Raw genomic sequence first — 15,812 nt, 5'->3', positions numbered from 1 at the left:
GCCGATGGGCACTACGCCCACACCACAGCCCCACAAGGCACAACGCCCGCCCGATCCCGGTGTGATCGAGCGGGCGTCGCACCGCATCAGACCGCGGTCTGCTTCTCTGACGCAACCGGTGCCGACCCGCCTTGCGCAGCCGGTTCAACAGCCTTGCCGCGCAGCGGAACTTCCTCGATGAACCAGGAGATCACGAAGCCGAGCGCACAGATCACCGAGGCGGCCAGGAAGACATTCCCGACACCGGAGGCGAAGGCTGCCAGATATCCGGGACCGTCGGCGGGCGCATGCCCCTGAAGTGCCCTGGTGAACAGGGATCCGAAGGCCGCGACACCGATTGATCCGCCGAGGGTGCGGAACAGGGTGACCGCGCCGGATGCCGCGCCGATATGCGTTATCTCCACGCTGTTCTGCGCGACGGCGGTGGACAGCTGCATCGAGAAGCCGAGTCCGGCTCCCATCAGCGCCATCGCGAATCCCGTTGCCAGCCGCCCGGTTTCGGCATCGACGGCGGCCAGCAGTACGGCACCCGCGGTGAGAAACACCCCGCCGAGAATGAAGAAGATCTTGTACTTTCCGGTGGCGGTCATCCGCTTGCCGATGATCTGGGACACGATGAGCAAGGGGATCATCATCGGCAGCAGCAGCAATCCGGAGTTGGCCGCCGAGGCACCCTGTACCGTCTGCTGGAACAGCGGCAGATACAGCACCGATCCGAACATGATCACGCCACCGACCAGAGCCGTCAGCGCCGCCAGGGTCAGATTGCGGGCACGGAAGATCTCCAGCGGAATCACCGGATCGGCGACCCGGCGCTCGATGACGAAGAATGCGGCAAGAGCGGCCACCGCGAGCACGGCGAGCCCGATGATCCGGGCCGAGAGCCAGGCGTAGTCGACACCACCCCAGGTCGCGATCAGCACCAGCGCGGCGATCGCGCTGGCGAGCGTGCAGATGCCCGCGTAGTCGATGGTCACCTTCCTGCGCGCGACCGGAAGCTCGAGCCGCCACCACGACCAGGCGAAGGCCACCAGGCCCAGCGGGATATTGATGTAGAAGGCCCACCGCCAGTCGAGTCCGTCGGTGATAACACCGCCGAGCAGCGGTCCGCCGATGGTGCCGATGGCCATCGTGGTGGCGGTCATGCCCTGGTACTTCCCGCGTTCGCGCGGCGGGACCAGCGCGCCGATGACGGCGAACGCGGTGACGGCGATACCACCCGCGCCGAGCCCCTGCAGTGCGCGGAATCCGATCAGCGCCGACATCGACCACGATGCGCCCGCCAGCACCGAACCGATCAGGAATACGCCGATAGCACTGAGGAATACGGTCTTTCGGCGGTAGAGGTCGCCGAGCTTCGCCCATACCGGCGTCGAGATCGCCGATAGCAGGGTGTACGCGGTCACCACCCAGGCGACCTGGGACAGTCCGCCCAATTCACGCACGATCGTCGGCATCGCGGTGCCGACGATCGCGTTGTCCAGCATTGCCAGCAGCATTGCCAGCAGCACCCCGGCCAGCACCAATCGGATCGATCGCGTTGGCGCGGTTCTCATTTCGGTCATTTCTGCGGACATGACCGCTCACCTCCTTCGGACTTGTCATCGGCAATCCGGACCGCCGACCGATCCAGAAAAGCATAGCCGCTACAAAAGTACAACTGCTCCGATTTTGGCGCAGATAGCCAAATCCAGTAAGGTCGGCAATATGACCGCGACGACCGGACGCCGTGAGCGCAAGAAGGCCCAGACGCGCCAGGCCCTGGCCGACGCCGCGATGCAGCTGTTCACCGAACGCGGCTATGACAATGTCGGCGTCCGGGAGGTCGCCGAGGCGGCAGACGTATCACTGAGCACGCTGTTCAAACATTTCCCCAGCAAGGAATCGTTGGTCTTCGACCTGGACGCGGATGTCGAGGCCGACCTGGTCGCGTCCGTCCGCGATCGCCCCTCGGGACAACCGGTCATGCACGCGCTGCGCGACTATCTGATGCGCAGTCGCACCGCGCGCAGTGATGATCCCGGCATCGTCGCCTTCCATCGCCTCATCGACTCGACGCCGGCACTACGCGAATATGCACACCAGATGCTGCTGCGGCACGAGTCCGCGCTGGCGGCCGCGATCGCCGAGGCGACCGGCAAACCGGATGGCGATCTCACCGCCGCAGGATTGGCCCATTTCGCCCTGGAAAGCTCCAAAGTCGCCAGTACACGGGAGGATCCGCCGCGCGCGCTCCGGGAGCTGTTCGACCTGCTCGAACACGGCTGGGGCACGGACGCCGCGGGTCAGTGACTTCCGGTGACCCGAAATCCTTTGGGCACCAACCACATCGCAAGCACAGTCACTTCGCGACAATGCACGCCGAAAAGCATGGCGTAGTAGCCGGTGCCACATCGAAGGCGTGTCGCGCGCTGATACGCCGTTACGGAATGACCAACTTCGAGCAGCGAGTCGGGCGAGGCGAGCTGATGGCGCCCAGCCGGAGCGCTCAACCGCGGAACCGCCGACGATCGGGCCCGACCCAGCCGGTGCGGACCAGGTAGGCGCAGACCGGCCCGCACGTTCCGACTCCACACCGACATGCCATGAGCCAACGCACCTCCGCGCTTGCCGCAGCAACCCCGCAGACATCGCGCGCTTGGATCACCCATCGGCGTCCAGCCAGCATTCATCACATCTCAGCCAACGGAAGGCTACCGAAGCGAACCGGGCGGCCACCGAGGGAAATCCACGCATCGACAGCAACCGGTTGACGCATAAATCTAGCGCTGCTAGATTCTCTATCGACGCTAAACACGAAGAACGGAAGCCATCATGATCACCACCGCCATTCAGGTCATCGCCATCGCCTCGGTCCTCGCGAACGCCGTCGTCTACGGCACCGACGCCTGTTTCGCGCTGATCACGCGTTCGGTGTACGACAAGCTGGACGACCGGACCGTGACCATCTCGGCGGGATGGGGCCATTACTACGGCGATCGCCGGATGCCGATCGTCGGCATCGGCGGCGTGGTGACCGCCGTCGCGGCAACGCTGCTCGCCGCCATCGGCGGTCACGTCTCGGCGGCGATCGCGGCGGGTATCGCCGTCATCGCGCTGGTGACCTGGCTCGGAATCTATGTTCGGGTCGCGAAGCCGGTGAACACCCAGCAGACGGCCGCCGCGAAGTCCGGCATCATCCCGTCGAATGCGCGTGCGCTGCAGGATAAGTGGAACAGCGTCATCATTGGCCGGGTCGCCCTTCAGTTCATCGCCGTCGGCGCACTCTGCGCCGCTATCGCCCTTGCCTGACGCTCCTCATCGAAACCCTGTGTCGAACGCACATCGGATGTGCGGTCGACACAGGGTTTCGCTGGTATGTGGCCATCTCGAAATATGTTGTCTAGCGGATGATCTGGTCGATCAGCAGGCGCGCGGCCCGGTCGGTGCGTTCGACGTCGCCGGTGATCAGCCGATCCTGAATGATGCCGCGCAGACCCGAAATCAATAGCGTGGCAACGGCTTCCGGATCGTCAATGGTGGTCTCGATCCGGCACAGCGCATCGGTGAGTGTGCCGATGAAGGTCGCGATCGCGGCATTCGCGTATTCGCCATAGGGACTCCCCGGCGCACACGCCGCGCCCAGTACTTGCAGCAGCACACGCACACTCGTCGTGGCCTCCCCCGCGATATTCACCGAGCAGAATGCGGCGAGCCGCTCGCGCAGCGCCGCCGCATCGGTGACATCGGCGAAGATGGCGGGGATATCCGGGCGCTGCGTGGTGAGCGCCTGGACCAGCAGCTCCTCCTTGGTTTTGAAGTAGTGGATCAGCATGCGGGAGCTGGTGCCGAGTTCGGCGGCGAGCGGGCGCAGCGACAGATCGCCGAGGCCGTGTTCGGCGATGTATTCGACAACACCGGCCAGCAGATCGGCGCGTTTCGCGTGGTCGAGGGGGCGGGCCATGAGTTGACTGTAGCGATTGGTACAGGTATCCATGACATCGTGACTGTAACAATCGCTTCAGAAACTCGGCCGTCGGTCGTGGTCACCGCGGTGGCCGCGACCACATCGATTGCCGATGACATCGACGCGACCTGGTCCGGCCTGCTCGCCGGACGCAGTGGTATCGGCAGGCTCACCGACGATTTCGTCGCCGAATACGATCTGCCGGTCCGCATCGGCGGCAAGTTGACCGCACATCCGGGCGCCGAACTCACCCGCGTCGAACAGCGACGCCACTCCTATGTCGAGCAGATGGCCCTGGTGCTCGGCCGCCAGGTGTGGCGCAATGCGGGCACACCCGAGGTCGAGGGCGAACGGCTCGCGGTGGTCATCGGCACCGGCCTCGGCGGTGGCGATGCGCTGATCAATGCCGTCGACTCGATGCGCGACGGCGGCTACCGCAAGGTGTCGCCGATGTCGGTGCCGATGGTGATGCCGAACGGCCCGGCCGCCACGGTCGGCCTCGAAATCGGCGCAAAGGCCGGGGTCTTCGCGCCGGTCTCGGCCTGTTCGTCCGGTTCGGAGGCGATCGCGCACGCGTGGCGGCTGATCAGCACCGGCGAGGCCGACGTCGTGGTCGCGGGCGGCGTCGAGGGTCATATCGATGCGGTGCCGATCGCGAGTTTCGCGATGATGCGTGCGATGAGCACCCGCAATGACGAACCGGAGCGGGCGTCGCGGCCATTCGATCGGGATCGGGACGGCTTCGTTTTCGGCGAGGCCGGTGCATTGCTGGTGCTGGAATCCGAGCGGCATGCGCGGGCGCGCGGCGCGCGGATCCATGGGCGCGTACTCGGCGCGGGGATCACCTCCGACGCCTACCACATCGTCGCCTCGGAGCCGGACGGCATCGGTGCGGCCCGTGCCATGCGCAAGGCGATAAGCACTGCCGGACTTCAGGTTTCGGATATTCAGCACGTCAATGCGCATGCCACCTCGACATCGATCGGCGATGCGTCGGAGGCCAATGCCATCACCGCCGTCACACCCGAGGCATCGGTCTACGCACCCAAATCCGCACTCGGCCATTCGATCGGCGCGGTCGGGGCGCTCGAATCCATCCTCACCATGCTGACGCTGCGCGACCAGATCGTCCCGCCCACGCTGAATCTCGACAATCGCGATCTGGAGATCGACCTCGATATCGTCGCGGGCGCGCCCCGCGAGCAGCACATCGACTTCGCCCTCAATAACTCCTTCGGCTTCGGCGGCCACAATGTCGCCCTCGCCTTCGGTCGGGTGTAGTGACGCCCAGCCGGTTACCGGGGAGTAGCGTCGGAGCAGAATCGTTAACCGGACGAACAATTCGCCGGGCAGCTTTGATGGGACAACGACGTGGCCGACGCTTTCTACACACCGGATCCGACGAATCCGAATCGGTTCGTCTCGACCGAGCTCACCCGCGGTCCGTGGTCACCGGACGCCCAGCACGCCGGACCGCCCTCCGCGCTGCTCGGGTATGCGATCGAGCGCTGTGAGCCGCGGGCCGGATTCCAGGTCGGGCGGGTCGCGGTGGAGATTCTCGGCCCGATTCCGCTGGAGCCGCTGACGGTGGCGGCGCGGGTGGCCCGCCCCGGCCGCAGCGTCGAATTGATCGAGGCGACCCTGTCCACGGATCGCGGGCCGGTGCTGCGGGCGAATGCCTGGCGCTTCAAACTCGCCGAGCCGGAACTCGAACTGCCCGAACAAATTCTGCCGACCGGTGCGCGCCCGGGGCCCGATCAGGGCGCGCCGTCCCCGTTTCCCTCGGATCAGCCGGTCGGCTTCCACACCGGCATCGACTACCGCTTCGTCACCGGCTCATTCGGCGAACCCGGCCCGGCGATCTGCTGGATCCGGCTGCGGTATCCGATCGTCGCCGGAACCACCCCCAGTCCACTGGAACGCACACTCGCGGCGGCGGATTCGGGCAATGGCGTCAGCTCGGTGCTGGACTGGTCCCGATACCTGTTCATCAATACCGATCTCACGGTCACCCTGCACCGGCAGCCGGTCGGCGAATGGGTCTGCCTGGACGCCGTCACCTATCCGCAACCACACGGCATCGGCCTGGCGGAGTCGGCACTGTTCGATGAAAAGGGCCCACTCGGTCGTAGCACCCAAACTCTGTTCCTCGGACCGCGCTAGCGTCCGCGCGGGCCGAAGTTCGCGGCCTGCGCAGATGCTCGGCGCACGCCGTCGAATCGGATTGCGCGGCAGCTGAGACTGCGGCCACACGGCACAAACTTCGCAGGTAGCGACCACCGGTCGCCCTGTTGCTGAGCAATCGCCGCATGTGAAACCATAAAAGTGATTCGGTCGACCCAAGAACTCTGATGACTGGACACCCGGCAGCAAACCGCGCACCGCGGACACCGGGCCCGGCGACCGACACCACTCGCGCAATGGTTTCCGGTCCGGGTCTTGCTGGTTTATGTGCCCTGCTCGGGCTGCTTCCGGTCGCGCCGCTGCTGGCTTGGGCGTACGCGCCGGGACCTTTCCGAATCTGGTTCCGGACGCCTGCGTGCAGCGCCCCGGACGCGGGAAGGAGTTGAATCCGATGCGTTTCCGACTGAACCCGGACCAACTCGCCGCGGCCCTGTCCATCGCTGAGGTGCAGCCGGGCCCGCGCTCCACGCTGCCGATGCAGACCCCGCCGACCGACCCCGCGGCGGCGCTGCAGGACACCGGACTGCTCGAAGATGACGGCCGACTCATCGGACCGACGATGCGAGCGTTGCGAATCGCCGCCGATCCCGCCCGCACCGTCGTCATCACCGCCAACCGCGCCGGACAGGCCAACTGGAAGTCGGCGCTGCTGCTGCACGGGGACGAAAACGACACCTTCGTCATGCAGGCCGGGACCGGCGATGACGGCTTCGATTTCGCCGTCGTGCCCACGCTCGCGCAGGCCACCGTGCTGGTGGACGAACTGCTCGATCTCACCTCCTACGGCCCCGGAGCCTCATCGCCCCCCATCGACCTCGATCTCATCGCATTCGCCGCCCTGCTCGCCGCCACCGACACGGCGCAAGAGGCCCGCCTAGCCGGGGTCCTGGGTCGGAAGGTCACACCCGGACCGCCCGAACTGCGGGCGCTCGAACTGGAGGAGCAACTCGCCAAGGGGCTCGCCAGCGGCGACACCCGTTGGGCCCTACCCGCCGCCCAGGGGGCCGCACCGGTGTCACTCGCGGCCGCGGCCGGTCGGATGACCGAGGGGCTGGCCAGGCTGGCCCTGCTGGGCCTGGTCCGACTGGAGGCGCTCGGCAGCTACCGATTCACCCATGCCGGGACCGCGGTGGCGCGGACGTTCGGTCAGCTATTGACGACGGGCAGCATTGCCGTGTTCACCGGCGCGGCAGCGGAACGGACCGCACTCGCCCATTTCACGGTGTTCCGATCGACGTTCACGACGCAGTTCGCGTTCTGGAGCGAGCTGGCGGCGCGAAACCCGCGCGTGGAATTGTTCGAGACCACAGCGGAAGTCGCACTGCGTCTGGTGCACGACGTGCTCGATCCTGCCGTGGTCAGTTTCGCCGGTGGCACAGCGGCATTCGACGCGACCGCCGCGCCCACGGAGGCCGTACCGGTGGTCGAGCGCGGCGGCGCAGCGGCGTGGTATCCGACCCACCAGGTGCCCGATGACGGCATGCCCGCCTGGGCCACACCCGACCCGTCCCAACCACCCGTCGCCAACATCGATCCCGGCGTCGAACTCCAGATCCTCGAACGCGCCGGCGACTGGGCACATATCGCCTGCAACAACGGCTGGACCGGCTGGGTCGACGGCCGCGCCGTCGAACCTCTCGCGGCCCCCGCCGCAGCACCCTGGTACCCCACCCACCGGGTACCCGAGGGCGGAATCGCCGCGTGGGCTTCGCCGGATCCGAGATTCGGACCCATCACCAGCATTGATCCCGGCGTCGAACTCCAGATCCTCCAACGCGCCGGGGACTGGGCACATATCGCCTGCAACAACGGCTGGACCGCATGGGTTGACGGCCGCGCGATCCAACCCCTGACACTGCCCCCCACCGCGCCAACGACATCCACCGACAACAGGCGCGTCTGATGTCTCGGCACGAGGCGGACAGGGCGTGAAATGGCAAGGGGCCGAACGCATCAGGAGCGGGTCGAGATCTGCTGAACCGCCCAGCCGTTGCCGTCCGGATCGCTGAAGAAGCAGAAGCCGACATTGTCGAGCGGGTCGGGCATCGGGGTCGGGTTCGTGCCGAGGACCTGGACATCGCTGACCTCGACACCGCGTTCGACCAATTCGGCGTGGGCCTTGTGGATATCGGGGACGACGAGCTGCAGGCCCTGTATCGAGCCCGGTTCCATCTTCGGGACCGCGCCCTTGCCGATCACGATGGAGCAGCCGGAACCGGGCGGGGTCAGCTGGACGATACGCATATCGTCGCCGACCGCGGTGTCGTGGTCGAGAACGAAACCCAGTTTGTTCGAGTAGAAGTCCTTGGCCAGGTCGATATCGGATACCGGCACGATCACGACCTCGAGCGTCCAGTTCATTGCACATCCCTTCGCTGCGGCGGACAGGGCCATTCGTAACAGTGCAGACGGTGCGCCGCGGCCGAATTCATCGGCGCTACGCGCGCGGCTGCCAGCGCCAGGCGAATTCGCCCGGCTGCGGCGCCGGACCCGGCAGCTCGCCCTTTCCCGAAAGACCCGCGACCAGCACGGCCAGCACCCGCCTGCGCAGCTGCGCGGTGCGGACCTGATCCGGCATGGCAATGGCCGCGCACGATTCCAGGATGAGACCGAGATCGTTGGCATTGACATCCGCGCGCAGCCGACCGGAGGCGTGCGCCCGCCGCACCAGTTCCTCGGTGACCTCACCCGAATGCGTGATGTCCGGAAGCATCGAGTCCTCCGGGGTGAAGGTACCCGCCAGATGCACGGCCAGCGAGTGCACGTCGGCGTCGACCACCCGTTCCAGGAATCCGACCAAACCGCGCCAGCCATCCGAATCCTCCAGTGCGGCATCGGCTTCCGCGTTGTAGCGGCGCAGGCCCTCATGGCAGAGAGTGCGCAACAGCACCTCCTTGCTCGGATAGCGGCGATAGAGGGCGCTGATCCCGACACCCGCGCGTTCGGCGACGGCAGCGATCGGCGCATTGGCATCGGCCAGGAAGACCGCACGGGCGGCCTCCAGGATGAGTCCGTCATTGCGGGCGGCCTGGGCCTTGCGACCCGGCAGACCCTTCTGAGCTGGGGCGTCGGATGTTTTCGGCATGGGTTCAGATTAGCACTTGAAACGGAAGGATCCGTTCTGTTACTGTTCAAACAGAACGAAGCATTCCGTTTCACAAGGAGTAGAGATGACCGCCATCACCCCCTTCACCATCAAGATCGACCAGGCCGAGCTGGACGACCTGCAGGACCGGCTGGCCCGCACCCGCTGGGCGGATCAGATCCTCGGGTCGGATGACACCTACGGGGTGAGCGTCGAGCGCGTGCGGCATCTGGTGAACTACTGGCGCGACGGATTCGACTGGCGCGAGGTCGAGGCGAAGCTCAATGCGTACCCGCAGTTCACCACCGAGATCGACGGGCAGAACATCCACTTCCTGCACATCGAGTCCCAGCGGGACAACAGCTTTCCGCTGATCCTGACCCACGGCTGGCCGGGTACCTTCGTCGAATTCCTCGGTGTCATCGAGCCGTTGACCGCGGCCGGATTCGATCTGGTGATCCCGTCGGTGCCGGGCTACGGATTCTCCGGTCCGACAACCGAATCCGGCTGGAACGATCAGCGCATCGCCAAGGCTTGGGCCGAACTCATGCGGCGGCTCGGGTACACCAAGTACGGTGCGGTCGGCAATGACGGCGGCGCGCAGATCTCGCCCGAACTCGGTCGAGTCGCCCCGGACAGTGTTGTCGCCATTCAGGTTTCGCAGGTGTACTCGTTCCCGTCGGGTGATCCGTCGGAACTGGCCGATCTGACCGAGGACGAGCAGCAGTCACTGGCGACGCTGGATTGGTTCGTCAAGAACAAGATGGGCTTCAATATTCTGCAGTCGCAGCAGCCGCAGACGCTGGCGCACGCGCTGATGGATTCGCCGACCGGCCTGGTCGGCTGGAACAGCCAACTGCTTGGCCCGGATCTGGACGATGACTTCGTGCTGACCAATATCGCGATCCACTGGCTCACCGGCACCGCGGGTTCGGCCATCCGGCACTACTTCGAGAAGGCCAGGGCGCAGCAGCCGACCGAGCCGACCACGGTGCCGCTCGCGCTGTCCGGATCCAATGGCGACTTCCACGGAATCCGCCGGTTCGCCGACCGCGATCACACCAACATCGTGTCGTGGCGCACCCACGACGTGTACACCCACTACCTGCACCACGTCGCCCCCGCGCTGATGGCCGCTGAGATCACCGAATTCTTCGCGCAGTACCGCTGACGCCCGATGCCGGTTCCGTGCGGTACCTCGCATCGCCGTGAGGTGCCGCACGGACACCGGCCGAAACCGCTGCTCACCGCCCCGCGTTGCCACTCGCGAACGCGGGGCCGATGCGCGTAGACCCACTCTTATGTCCGCGAGACTCACGGCCATGGTTCGTCTCGCTCTCCGTTGATGTACTGGATTCACCAACAGCTCAACAGCTTTCAGACCCCCCCGATGCGAGCGTCAGGGCCTGCGTGACCACGTAGGGCCCGGGAGCATCGCACATTCAACAAGGAGAGAACAATGCGGATCGCAGTCTTCGGAGCAACCAGCACCGTCGGTCGTCTGGTCGTCGAGCAGGCGCTCGAACAGGGGCATGAGGTCACCGCCTTCACCCGCAATGCGGCCAGCGTCGAGCAGCGGCACGAGCGGCTGCACATTGTCGAGGGCAATGTGCTGGATACGAATTCGGTCGAGCGGGCGGTCGTCGGTCAGGACGCGGTGCTGATCTCGCTCGGCGCAGGCCGCAAGGGCGTCATCCGGGCCGAGGGCACCCGCGCGGTCATCGAGGCGATGAACCGGACCGGCGTCAAGCGCCTGATCTGCCAGACCACCCTCGGTGTCGGCGACAGCGAGGGCAACCTGAACTTCCTCTGGAAGTATGTGATGTTCGGGATGCTGCTGCGCCAGGCCTATGCCGACCATGTCGCGCAGGAGGAATACGTCCGCGCCAGCAAACTGGACTGGACCATCGTCCGCCCGAGCGCCTTCACCGACGGCCCACGCACCGACGGCTTCCGTCGCGGCTTCGGCACCGAGGAAAAGGGCCTGTCGCTGAAGATCGCCCGTGCCGATATCGCGGCGTTCATGCTCGAACAACTCACCGACGCCACCTACACCCACCGGGCCCCCGGCATCTCCAACTGAGCCACGATGCCGCTCGAACTCGGCAGGTTTCCCCAATCGACCAGAAACCCACGCCCCGATCCGGTGCGTGGGTTTCTGGCGCTCAGTGGTGGTTGTGGAGCTCGCCCCAGGTGGGGAACGGGTCGGGGTAAGTGGACCAGGCGGTCGGGCCAGCGGCGAATTCGGCGTCGGTCAAGACCGCGGCATCGAGGAGTCGACGAATCTGGTCGAGGTCGAGTTTCACACCGATGAACACGATTTCCTGGCCCGCGGGGACTTCGAGGGCAGACCACCAGGTGGCGGGCTCGAAGGTCAGGTTGGGACCGGCCTGGGACCAGATGGCGGCGAGCTCGGGACGGGTGGCCAACCAGCAGAAACCCTTGCTGCGCAAGATGCCGCGGAGTCGGGCGAGGGCATCGGCCAGGCGTTCGGGATGGAAGGGCCGCTCGGCAGTGTAGGTGAGGCTGCGGATGCCGTATTCCTCGGTTTCGGGGATGTGGCCGCCGGCGAGTTCCTCGGCCCAGCCCTCGGATTCGGCGGCGACGACCGGGTTGTAGCGGCCGGTAGCGAGGACTTCCGCGAGATCCACCACACCCTTTTCGGTGCGCAGCACATGGGCGCGCGGATTGAGCCGCCGCACCGTCGCTTCCACGGTTCCGACGGCATTCGCGCTGACCAGGTCGGTCTTGTTGATCAGCAGCACGTCCGCGAATTCCACCTGATCGACCAGCAAATCGGCAATGGTGCGCGTATCCCCCTCGCCCGCTTGCAGATTCCGTTCGGCGAGTGCCTGGCCGCGGGCGATCTCGACGAGGAAGGTCGAGGCGTCCACCACCGTGACCATGGTGTCGAGGCGGGCAATATCACCGAGTTTGAAGCCGTCCTCGAACTCCCAGTCGAAGGTCGCGGCCACCGGCATCGGTTCGGAGATCCCGGTGGATTCGATGACCAGTTGATCGAAGCGACCAGCCCTGGCGAGCCTGCCGACCGCTTCGATCAGATCTTCGCGCAGGGTGCAACAGATACAGCCGTTGGTCAGCTCGACCAACTTCTCCTCGGTGCGGTCGAGCTGGCCCTGCCCCGCGACGAGCGCGGCATCGATATTGACCTCGCTCATGTCATTGACGATGACCGCGACGCGGCGGCCGTCCCGATTGGCCAGGATGTGGTTGAGCAGGGTCGTCTTGCCCGCGCCGAGGAAGCCGGAGAGCACGGTCACGGGCAGCAGATCAGGAGACGATGCAATGGTCACGCATTAATGATAATGGTTTTCATTTAGATGTGGTCGGGTGGGTCGTCCGGGACATCAGGACGACGCGACTTCGAGACCGCGCTGCGCCGCCACCGGCGCATCCGGATGCCGCCACAGCCCGCGCGCGGCCAGCCGCGGCAGCACGCCCTCACCGAACCAGTACGCCTCCTCCAGATGCGGATATCCGGAGAGCACGAACTCATCGATGCCGAGGTCGTGGTATTCGAGAATGCGCTCGGCCACCTCCTCGTGACTGCCGACCAGCGCCGTGCCCGCGCCGCCGCGCACCAGTCCGATGCCCGCCCACAGATTCGGGTAGATCTCCAGCGCGTCGCTGGCGCCCGCGTGCAGCGCGAGCATTCGGCGCTGCCCCTCGGATTCGCTGCGCGCCAACGATTTCTGGATATCGGCGACGGCCGCCGGATCGAAACCGGCCAGCAGCCGGTTCGCCTCGGCCCAGGCCAGTTCCGAGGTGTCGCGGGTGATCACATGCAGTCGGATACCGAAACGCACGGTGCGGCCAGCACGTTGGGCCAGTTTGGTGATCCAGGCGATCTTCTCGGCGACCTGCGCGGGCGGCTCACCCCAGGTCAGGTAGACATCGGAGTGCGCGGCCGCGACGGTGCCGGCGATCGGCGAGGAACCGCCGAAGTACACCTCGGGCACCGGATTCGGCACCCGAGCCAGTTTCGCGTCGGCGATGTGGATGTGCTCGCCGGTCAGGCTTACCATGTCGCCCGCCCAGAGTTTGCGCACCACCTCGAGGAATTCGCCGGTGCGCACATAGCGGGCGTCCTTGTCGAGGAAGTCGCCATAGGCGCGCTGCTCGGCGGACTCACCGCCGGTCACCACATTGATCAGCAGGCGGCCACCGGTCTGGCGCTGGAAGGTGCTGGCCATCTGCGCGGCCAGCGTCGGCGAGATGAATCCGGGCCGCAGGGCCACCAGGAACTTCAACCGCTCGGTGGCCTGGCTGACCATGGCGGTGGTCAGCCAGGCATCCTCGCACCACGCGCCGGTCGGCGTCAGGACCGCCTCGAATCCGAGCGATTCGGCGGCCGCCGCGATCTGGCCGAGGTAGGCCACGCTGGGCGGACGGTCACCGGCGGAGTGCGTTGCGGTCGCACCGTGACCGCCGCCGACGACATTGCGGCTGTCGCCGTTGGTCGGCAGAAACCAGTGGAAGGTGAGGGGCATTCGAATGATCCAACCCAAGGTGTCGCGGGCCCACCAGGGATGCGATCGGTCAGATCGGAATGCCCGGGACCAGTGCGCTTTCCTGCCGAATCTGGCCGATTCCTGCCACATTCGCACCCTCGGCATTGGCCGCGCACCGCAACGCTTGGGCGGCCCGCACCGGAATGGCGAGGTCGGTGCGGCCGCTGAGTAGGGTCTGGGGTGTGAAATTGCTGCCGCTTGTGCCCGACGGGCAGACTCCGGTTCGTGTCCTCACCATTGCCGGAACCGACTCCGGGGGCGGCGCGGGTATTCAGGCCGATTCGCGGACCATGGCCCTGTGCGGCGTGCACGCGTGTGTGGCGGTGGCCGCGGTGACGGTGCAGAACTCGGTCGGGGTGAGCGGGTTCCATGAGATTCCGCCGCAGATCGTGGCCGATCAGGTGCGTTCGGTGGTCGGGGATATCGGGGTCGGGGCGGCAAAGACCGGGATGTTGGCCTCGACGGCCATTATCGAATCCGTCGCGGCGGTCTGCCAGGAGGTGGGGATCGGGCGGGACCGCACGCCCCTGGTGGTCGATCCCGTCGCGGCGTCCATGCACGGTGATGCGCTGCTGCACGCGGAGGCGCTGGATGCGGTGCGGCATACGCTGATTCCGCTGGCCACGGTGGTGACACCGAATCTCGACGAGGTGCGGCTGATCACCGGCATCGAGGTCACCGATGACGCCTCGGCGCGGCGGGCCGCGCGGGCACTGCACGACCTCGGGGCGCAATGGGCGGTCGTCAAGGGCGGACATCTGCGATCCTCCGAGGTCAGCACCGATCTACTCTTCGATGGCGATCAATTCCTGGAGTTCACCGCGCCGCGGATCAGCACCGGGAACGACCACGGCGGCGGGGACACCCTGGCCGCCGCCATTGCGTGCGCACTCGCCAATGGCTACTCGGTGCCCGACGCGGTCGCGTTCGCCAAGGACTGGACCTACCGGTGTCTGGCCGCGTCCTACGATCTCGGTGCAGGTCACGGGCCTGTTTCCCCGCTCTGGCGGCTGTCGGCGAGCTAGCGCCGAAACTTGTCGGTGGGTGGGTACATACTCGAGGTATCGCAGCCACCGTGGGCCGCAACGGAGCGGTTCAGTGAGAACAATGGGGTTCGATGTGGCTGTGGAAGCCGACCGCCACTGGCGCGCCCGCGGTCGGCGCCACCGGTGGCGCGAACATCACTCGCTGGAAAACGCAAGGTGCAGTGGCAGATCCGCGTCCATGCTAATGCCGTTCAATCGCGCGTTGGCCTCGGTCAATGCGGAGATGATCTCGGCCAGATAGGCGACGAACTTCTCGATCGGCATCCCATGCGCCTGTAGTCGGTTCGCGCCGAGCCACCAGTCGGTGGCCGAGGCCACCGCGCCGAAAATGGAATAGTTGACCAGTTCGACGCTGGACACCTCGACGGAACTGTCCGCGAGCAATCCGGTGAACAGATCGGCCGCCCGCCTGGCCGACTGGCGAGCCGACTGCAGCGCGCGCTCGGAATCATCGGCGCGCCGGGTGAAGTGGCTGTGCAGCATGAAGCGGAAGACATTCGGATGCTCGGTCACCACGAGCACATATTCGGCCGCGCCACGCCGGATCACCTCGCGCGCCGAATCATTGGTCAGGTCGACACCGGCGACGATCCGCTCCCACAGCATGTCACCGACCCGGTCGACAATGGCGTTGTAGAGGTCGGTCTTATCCTCGAAGTGCCGATACAGCTTGGGTTTGGCCGCACCGGCCTCCTTCGCGATATCGCCCATGCTGACCTCGGGCCCGAACCTGTCGAGCGCCCGAAACGCCGCATCGACGAAATCCGCCCGAACCTTGCGCCGATGCTCCCGCCACCGCTCGGTCCGAGCATCCACCCGCTCAGGCGGCACCTCACCCACGCCCCGCCCACTACGCATCACACCCCCGACGGTACCAACACCCCACCCGACCTCGGCCAACTCGGTCGAACCCCAACCGCACCAGCCTCCTTCAGAGTTCGACAAGCGCCGGGAGACGCTCGGCGAATGCCGGGGCGGCCGCCATGATGTCGCGCAAAAACCGACCCTGTGCGCATTCC

At 66.2% G+C, this 15,812-nt stretch carries 15 protein-coding genes; 8 read left to right on the top strand and 7 right to left on the bottom strand.

Going from position 1 to position 15,812, the window contains the following annotated elements; all coding sequences use genetic code 11:
- Nucleotides 1–86: 86 nt before the first annotated feature.
- A complete protein-coding gene (locus ABZ293_RS10175) occupies nucleotides 87–1,577 on the bottom strand; it encodes an MDR family MFS transporter (RefSeq protein ID WP_355179189.1) in 1,491 nt (496 codons plus the stop codon).
- 130 nt (nucleotides 1,578–1,707) lie between these two features.
- On the opposite strand from ABZ293_RS10175, the gene ABZ293_RS10170 reads away from it, so the two are divergent.
- A complete protein-coding gene (locus ABZ293_RS10170) occupies nucleotides 1,708–2,292 on the top strand; it encodes a helix-turn-helix domain-containing protein (RefSeq protein ID WP_355179188.1) in 585 nt (194 codons plus the stop codon).
- Nucleotides 2,293–2,814: 522 nt separating this feature from the next.
- A complete protein-coding gene (locus ABZ293_RS10165) occupies nucleotides 2,815–3,291 on the top strand; it encodes a DUF1772 domain-containing protein (RefSeq protein ID WP_355179187.1) in 477 nt (158 codons plus the stop codon).
- Between the two features lie 91 nt (nucleotides 3,292–3,382).
- Here the strand turns inward: ABZ293_RS10165 and ABZ293_RS10160 are convergent, their stop codons facing one another.
- On the bottom strand, nucleotides 3,383–3,943 hold the full coding sequence (locus ABZ293_RS10160; protein ID WP_355179186.1) for a TetR/AcrR family transcriptional regulator: 561 nt from the start codon (nucleotides 3,941–3,943) through the stop codon (nucleotides 3,383–3,385).
- 39 nt (nucleotides 3,944–3,982) lie between these two features.
- Here ABZ293_RS10160 and ABZ293_RS10155 point away from each other — a divergent pair, with 39 nt between their 5' ends.
- The 3 genes from ABZ293_RS10155 to ABZ293_RS10145 all read left to right on the top strand — a co-directional run bounded on the left by ABZ293_RS10155 (nucleotide 3,983) and on the right by ABZ293_RS10145 (nucleotide 8,033).
- Entirely contained in the window at nucleotides 3,983–5,227 is a 1,245-nt protein-coding gene (locus ABZ293_RS10155) for a KasA/KasB family beta-ketoacyl-ACP synthase (protein ID WP_355179185.1), read from the top strand.
- A gap of 90 nt (nucleotides 5,228–5,317) precedes the next feature.
- Entirely contained in the window at nucleotides 5,318–6,109 is a 792-nt protein-coding gene (locus tag ABZ293_RS10150; RefSeq protein WP_355179183.1) for a thioesterase family protein, read from the top strand.
- 412 nt (nucleotides 6,110–6,521) lie between these two features.
- Nucleotides 6,522–8,033: an SH3 domain-containing protein gene (locus ABZ293_RS10145; RefSeq protein ID WP_355179181.1), complete on the top strand. Its 1,512-nt coding sequence runs from the start codon at nucleotides 6,522–6,524 to the stop codon at nucleotides 8,031–8,033.
- Between the two features lie 50 nt (nucleotides 8,034–8,083).
- On the opposite strand, the gene ABZ293_RS10140 is transcribed toward ABZ293_RS10145, so the two are convergent.
- Together ABZ293_RS10140 and ABZ293_RS10135 are read right to left on the bottom strand one after the other, a co-directional pair.
- Complete coding sequence (locus tag ABZ293_RS10140; protein ID WP_355179179.1) at nucleotides 8,084–8,491, bottom strand: VOC family protein; 408 nt, start codon at nucleotides 8,489–8,491, stop codon at nucleotides 8,084–8,086.
- Between the two features lie 76 nt (nucleotides 8,492–8,567).
- Nucleotides 8,568–9,215 carry a TetR/AcrR family transcriptional regulator gene (locus ABZ293_RS10135; protein WP_355179177.1) on the bottom strand — a complete coding sequence of 216 codons (648 nt, stop codon included), beginning with the start codon at nucleotides 9,213–9,215 and terminating at the stop codon, nucleotides 8,568–8,570.
- 85 nt (nucleotides 9,216–9,300) lie between these two features.
- Here ABZ293_RS10135 and ABZ293_RS10130 point away from each other — a divergent pair, with 85 nt between their 5' ends.
- Nucleotides 9,301–10,386: an epoxide hydrolase family protein gene (locus tag ABZ293_RS10130; RefSeq protein ID WP_355179175.1), complete on the top strand. Its 1,086-nt coding sequence runs from the start codon at nucleotides 9,301–9,303 to the stop codon at nucleotides 10,384–10,386.
- 288 nt (nucleotides 10,387–10,674) lie between these two features.
- Nucleotides 10,675–11,298: an SDR family oxidoreductase gene (locus ABZ293_RS10125; RefSeq protein ID WP_355179173.1), complete on the top strand. Its 624-nt coding sequence runs from the start codon at nucleotides 10,675–10,677 to the stop codon at nucleotides 11,296–11,298.
- Between the two features lie 82 nt (nucleotides 11,299–11,380).
- Here the strand turns inward: ABZ293_RS10125 and ABZ293_RS10120 are convergent, their stop codons facing one another.
- Both ABZ293_RS10120 and ABZ293_RS10115 read right to left on the bottom strand, forming a co-directional pair.
- Nucleotides 11,381–12,529 carry a GTP-binding protein gene (locus ABZ293_RS10120; RefSeq protein ID WP_355179171.1) on the bottom strand — a complete coding sequence of 383 codons (1,149 nt, stop codon included), beginning with the start codon at nucleotides 12,527–12,529 and terminating at the stop codon, nucleotides 11,381–11,383.
- 54 nt (nucleotides 12,530–12,583) lie between these two features.
- A complete protein-coding gene (locus tag ABZ293_RS10115) occupies nucleotides 12,584–13,726 on the bottom strand; it encodes an LLM class flavin-dependent oxidoreductase (RefSeq protein ID WP_355179169.1) in 1,143 nt (380 codons plus the stop codon).
- A gap of 203 nt (nucleotides 13,727–13,929) precedes the next feature.
- Between ABZ293_RS10115 and thiD the strand changes: the two genes are divergently transcribed.
- The gene (thiD, locus tag ABZ293_RS10110) at nucleotides 13,930–14,772 is read left to right on the top strand and encodes a bifunctional hydroxymethylpyrimidine kinase/phosphomethylpyrimidine kinase (RefSeq protein ID WP_355179167.1); all 843 of its coding nucleotides are present in this window, start codon (nucleotides 13,930–13,932) and stop codon (nucleotides 14,770–14,772) included.
- A 156-nt stretch (nucleotides 14,773–14,928) separates the two neighbouring features.
- Here the strand turns inward: thiD and ABZ293_RS10105 are convergent, their stop codons facing one another.
- A complete protein-coding gene (locus ABZ293_RS10105) occupies nucleotides 14,929–15,651 on the bottom strand; it encodes a TetR/AcrR family transcriptional regulator (protein WP_355179610.1) in 723 nt (240 codons plus the stop codon).
- Between the last annotated feature and the right edge of the window lie 161 nt (nucleotides 15,652–15,812).

This window comes from Nocardia sp. NPDC005998 (assembly GCF_040614395.1).
GTDB lineage: Bacteria > Actinomycetota > Actinomycetes > Mycobacteriales > Mycobacteriaceae > Nocardia.
This window is presented reverse-complemented; position numbering and strand designations above follow the sequence as displayed.

Bases quoted from the DNA above. Each gene is read 5' to 3' on its own strand.
- ABZ293_RS10135 (WP_355179177.1), bottom strand. From the start codon at position 9,215: ATGCCGAAAACATCCGACGCCCCAGCTCAGAAGGGTCTGCCGGGTCGC.
- ABZ293_RS10130 (WP_355179175.1), top strand. From the start codon at position 9,301: ATGACCGCCATCACCCCCTTCACCATCAAGATCGACCAGGCCGAGCTG.
- ABZ293_RS10115 (WP_355179169.1), bottom strand. From the start codon at position 13,726: ATGCCCCTCACCTTCCACTGGTTTCTGCCGACCAACGGCGACAGCCGC.
- ABZ293_RS10140 (WP_355179179.1), bottom strand. From the start codon at position 8,491: ATGAACTGGACGCTCGAGGTCGTGATCGTGCCGGTATCCGATATCGAC.
- ABZ293_RS10160 (WP_355179186.1), bottom strand. From the start codon at position 3,943: ATGGCCCGCCCCCTCGACCACGCGAAACGCGCCGATCTGCTGGCCGGT.
- ABZ293_RS10165 (WP_355179187.1), top strand. From the start codon at position 2,815: ATGATCACCACCGCCATTCAGGTCATCGCCATCGCCTCGGTCCTCGCG.
- ABZ293_RS10125 (WP_355179173.1), top strand. From the start codon at position 10,675: ATGCGGATCGCAGTCTTCGGAGCAACCAGCACCGTCGGTCGTCTGGTC.
- ABZ293_RS10145 (WP_355179181.1), top strand. From the start codon at position 6,522: ATGCGTTTCCGACTGAACCCGGACCAACTCGCCGCGGCCCTGTCCATC.
- ABZ293_RS10175 (WP_355179189.1), bottom strand. From the start codon at position 1,577: ATGTCCGCAGAAATGACCGAAATGAGAACCGCGCCAACGCGATCGATC.
- ABZ293_RS10170 (WP_355179188.1), top strand. From the start codon at position 1,708: ATGACCGCGACGACCGGACGCCGTGAGCGCAAGAAGGCCCAGACGCGC.
- ABZ293_RS10105 (WP_355179610.1), bottom strand. From the start codon at position 15,651: ATGCGTAGTGGGCGGGGCGTGGGTGAGGTGCCGCCTGAGCGGGTGGAT.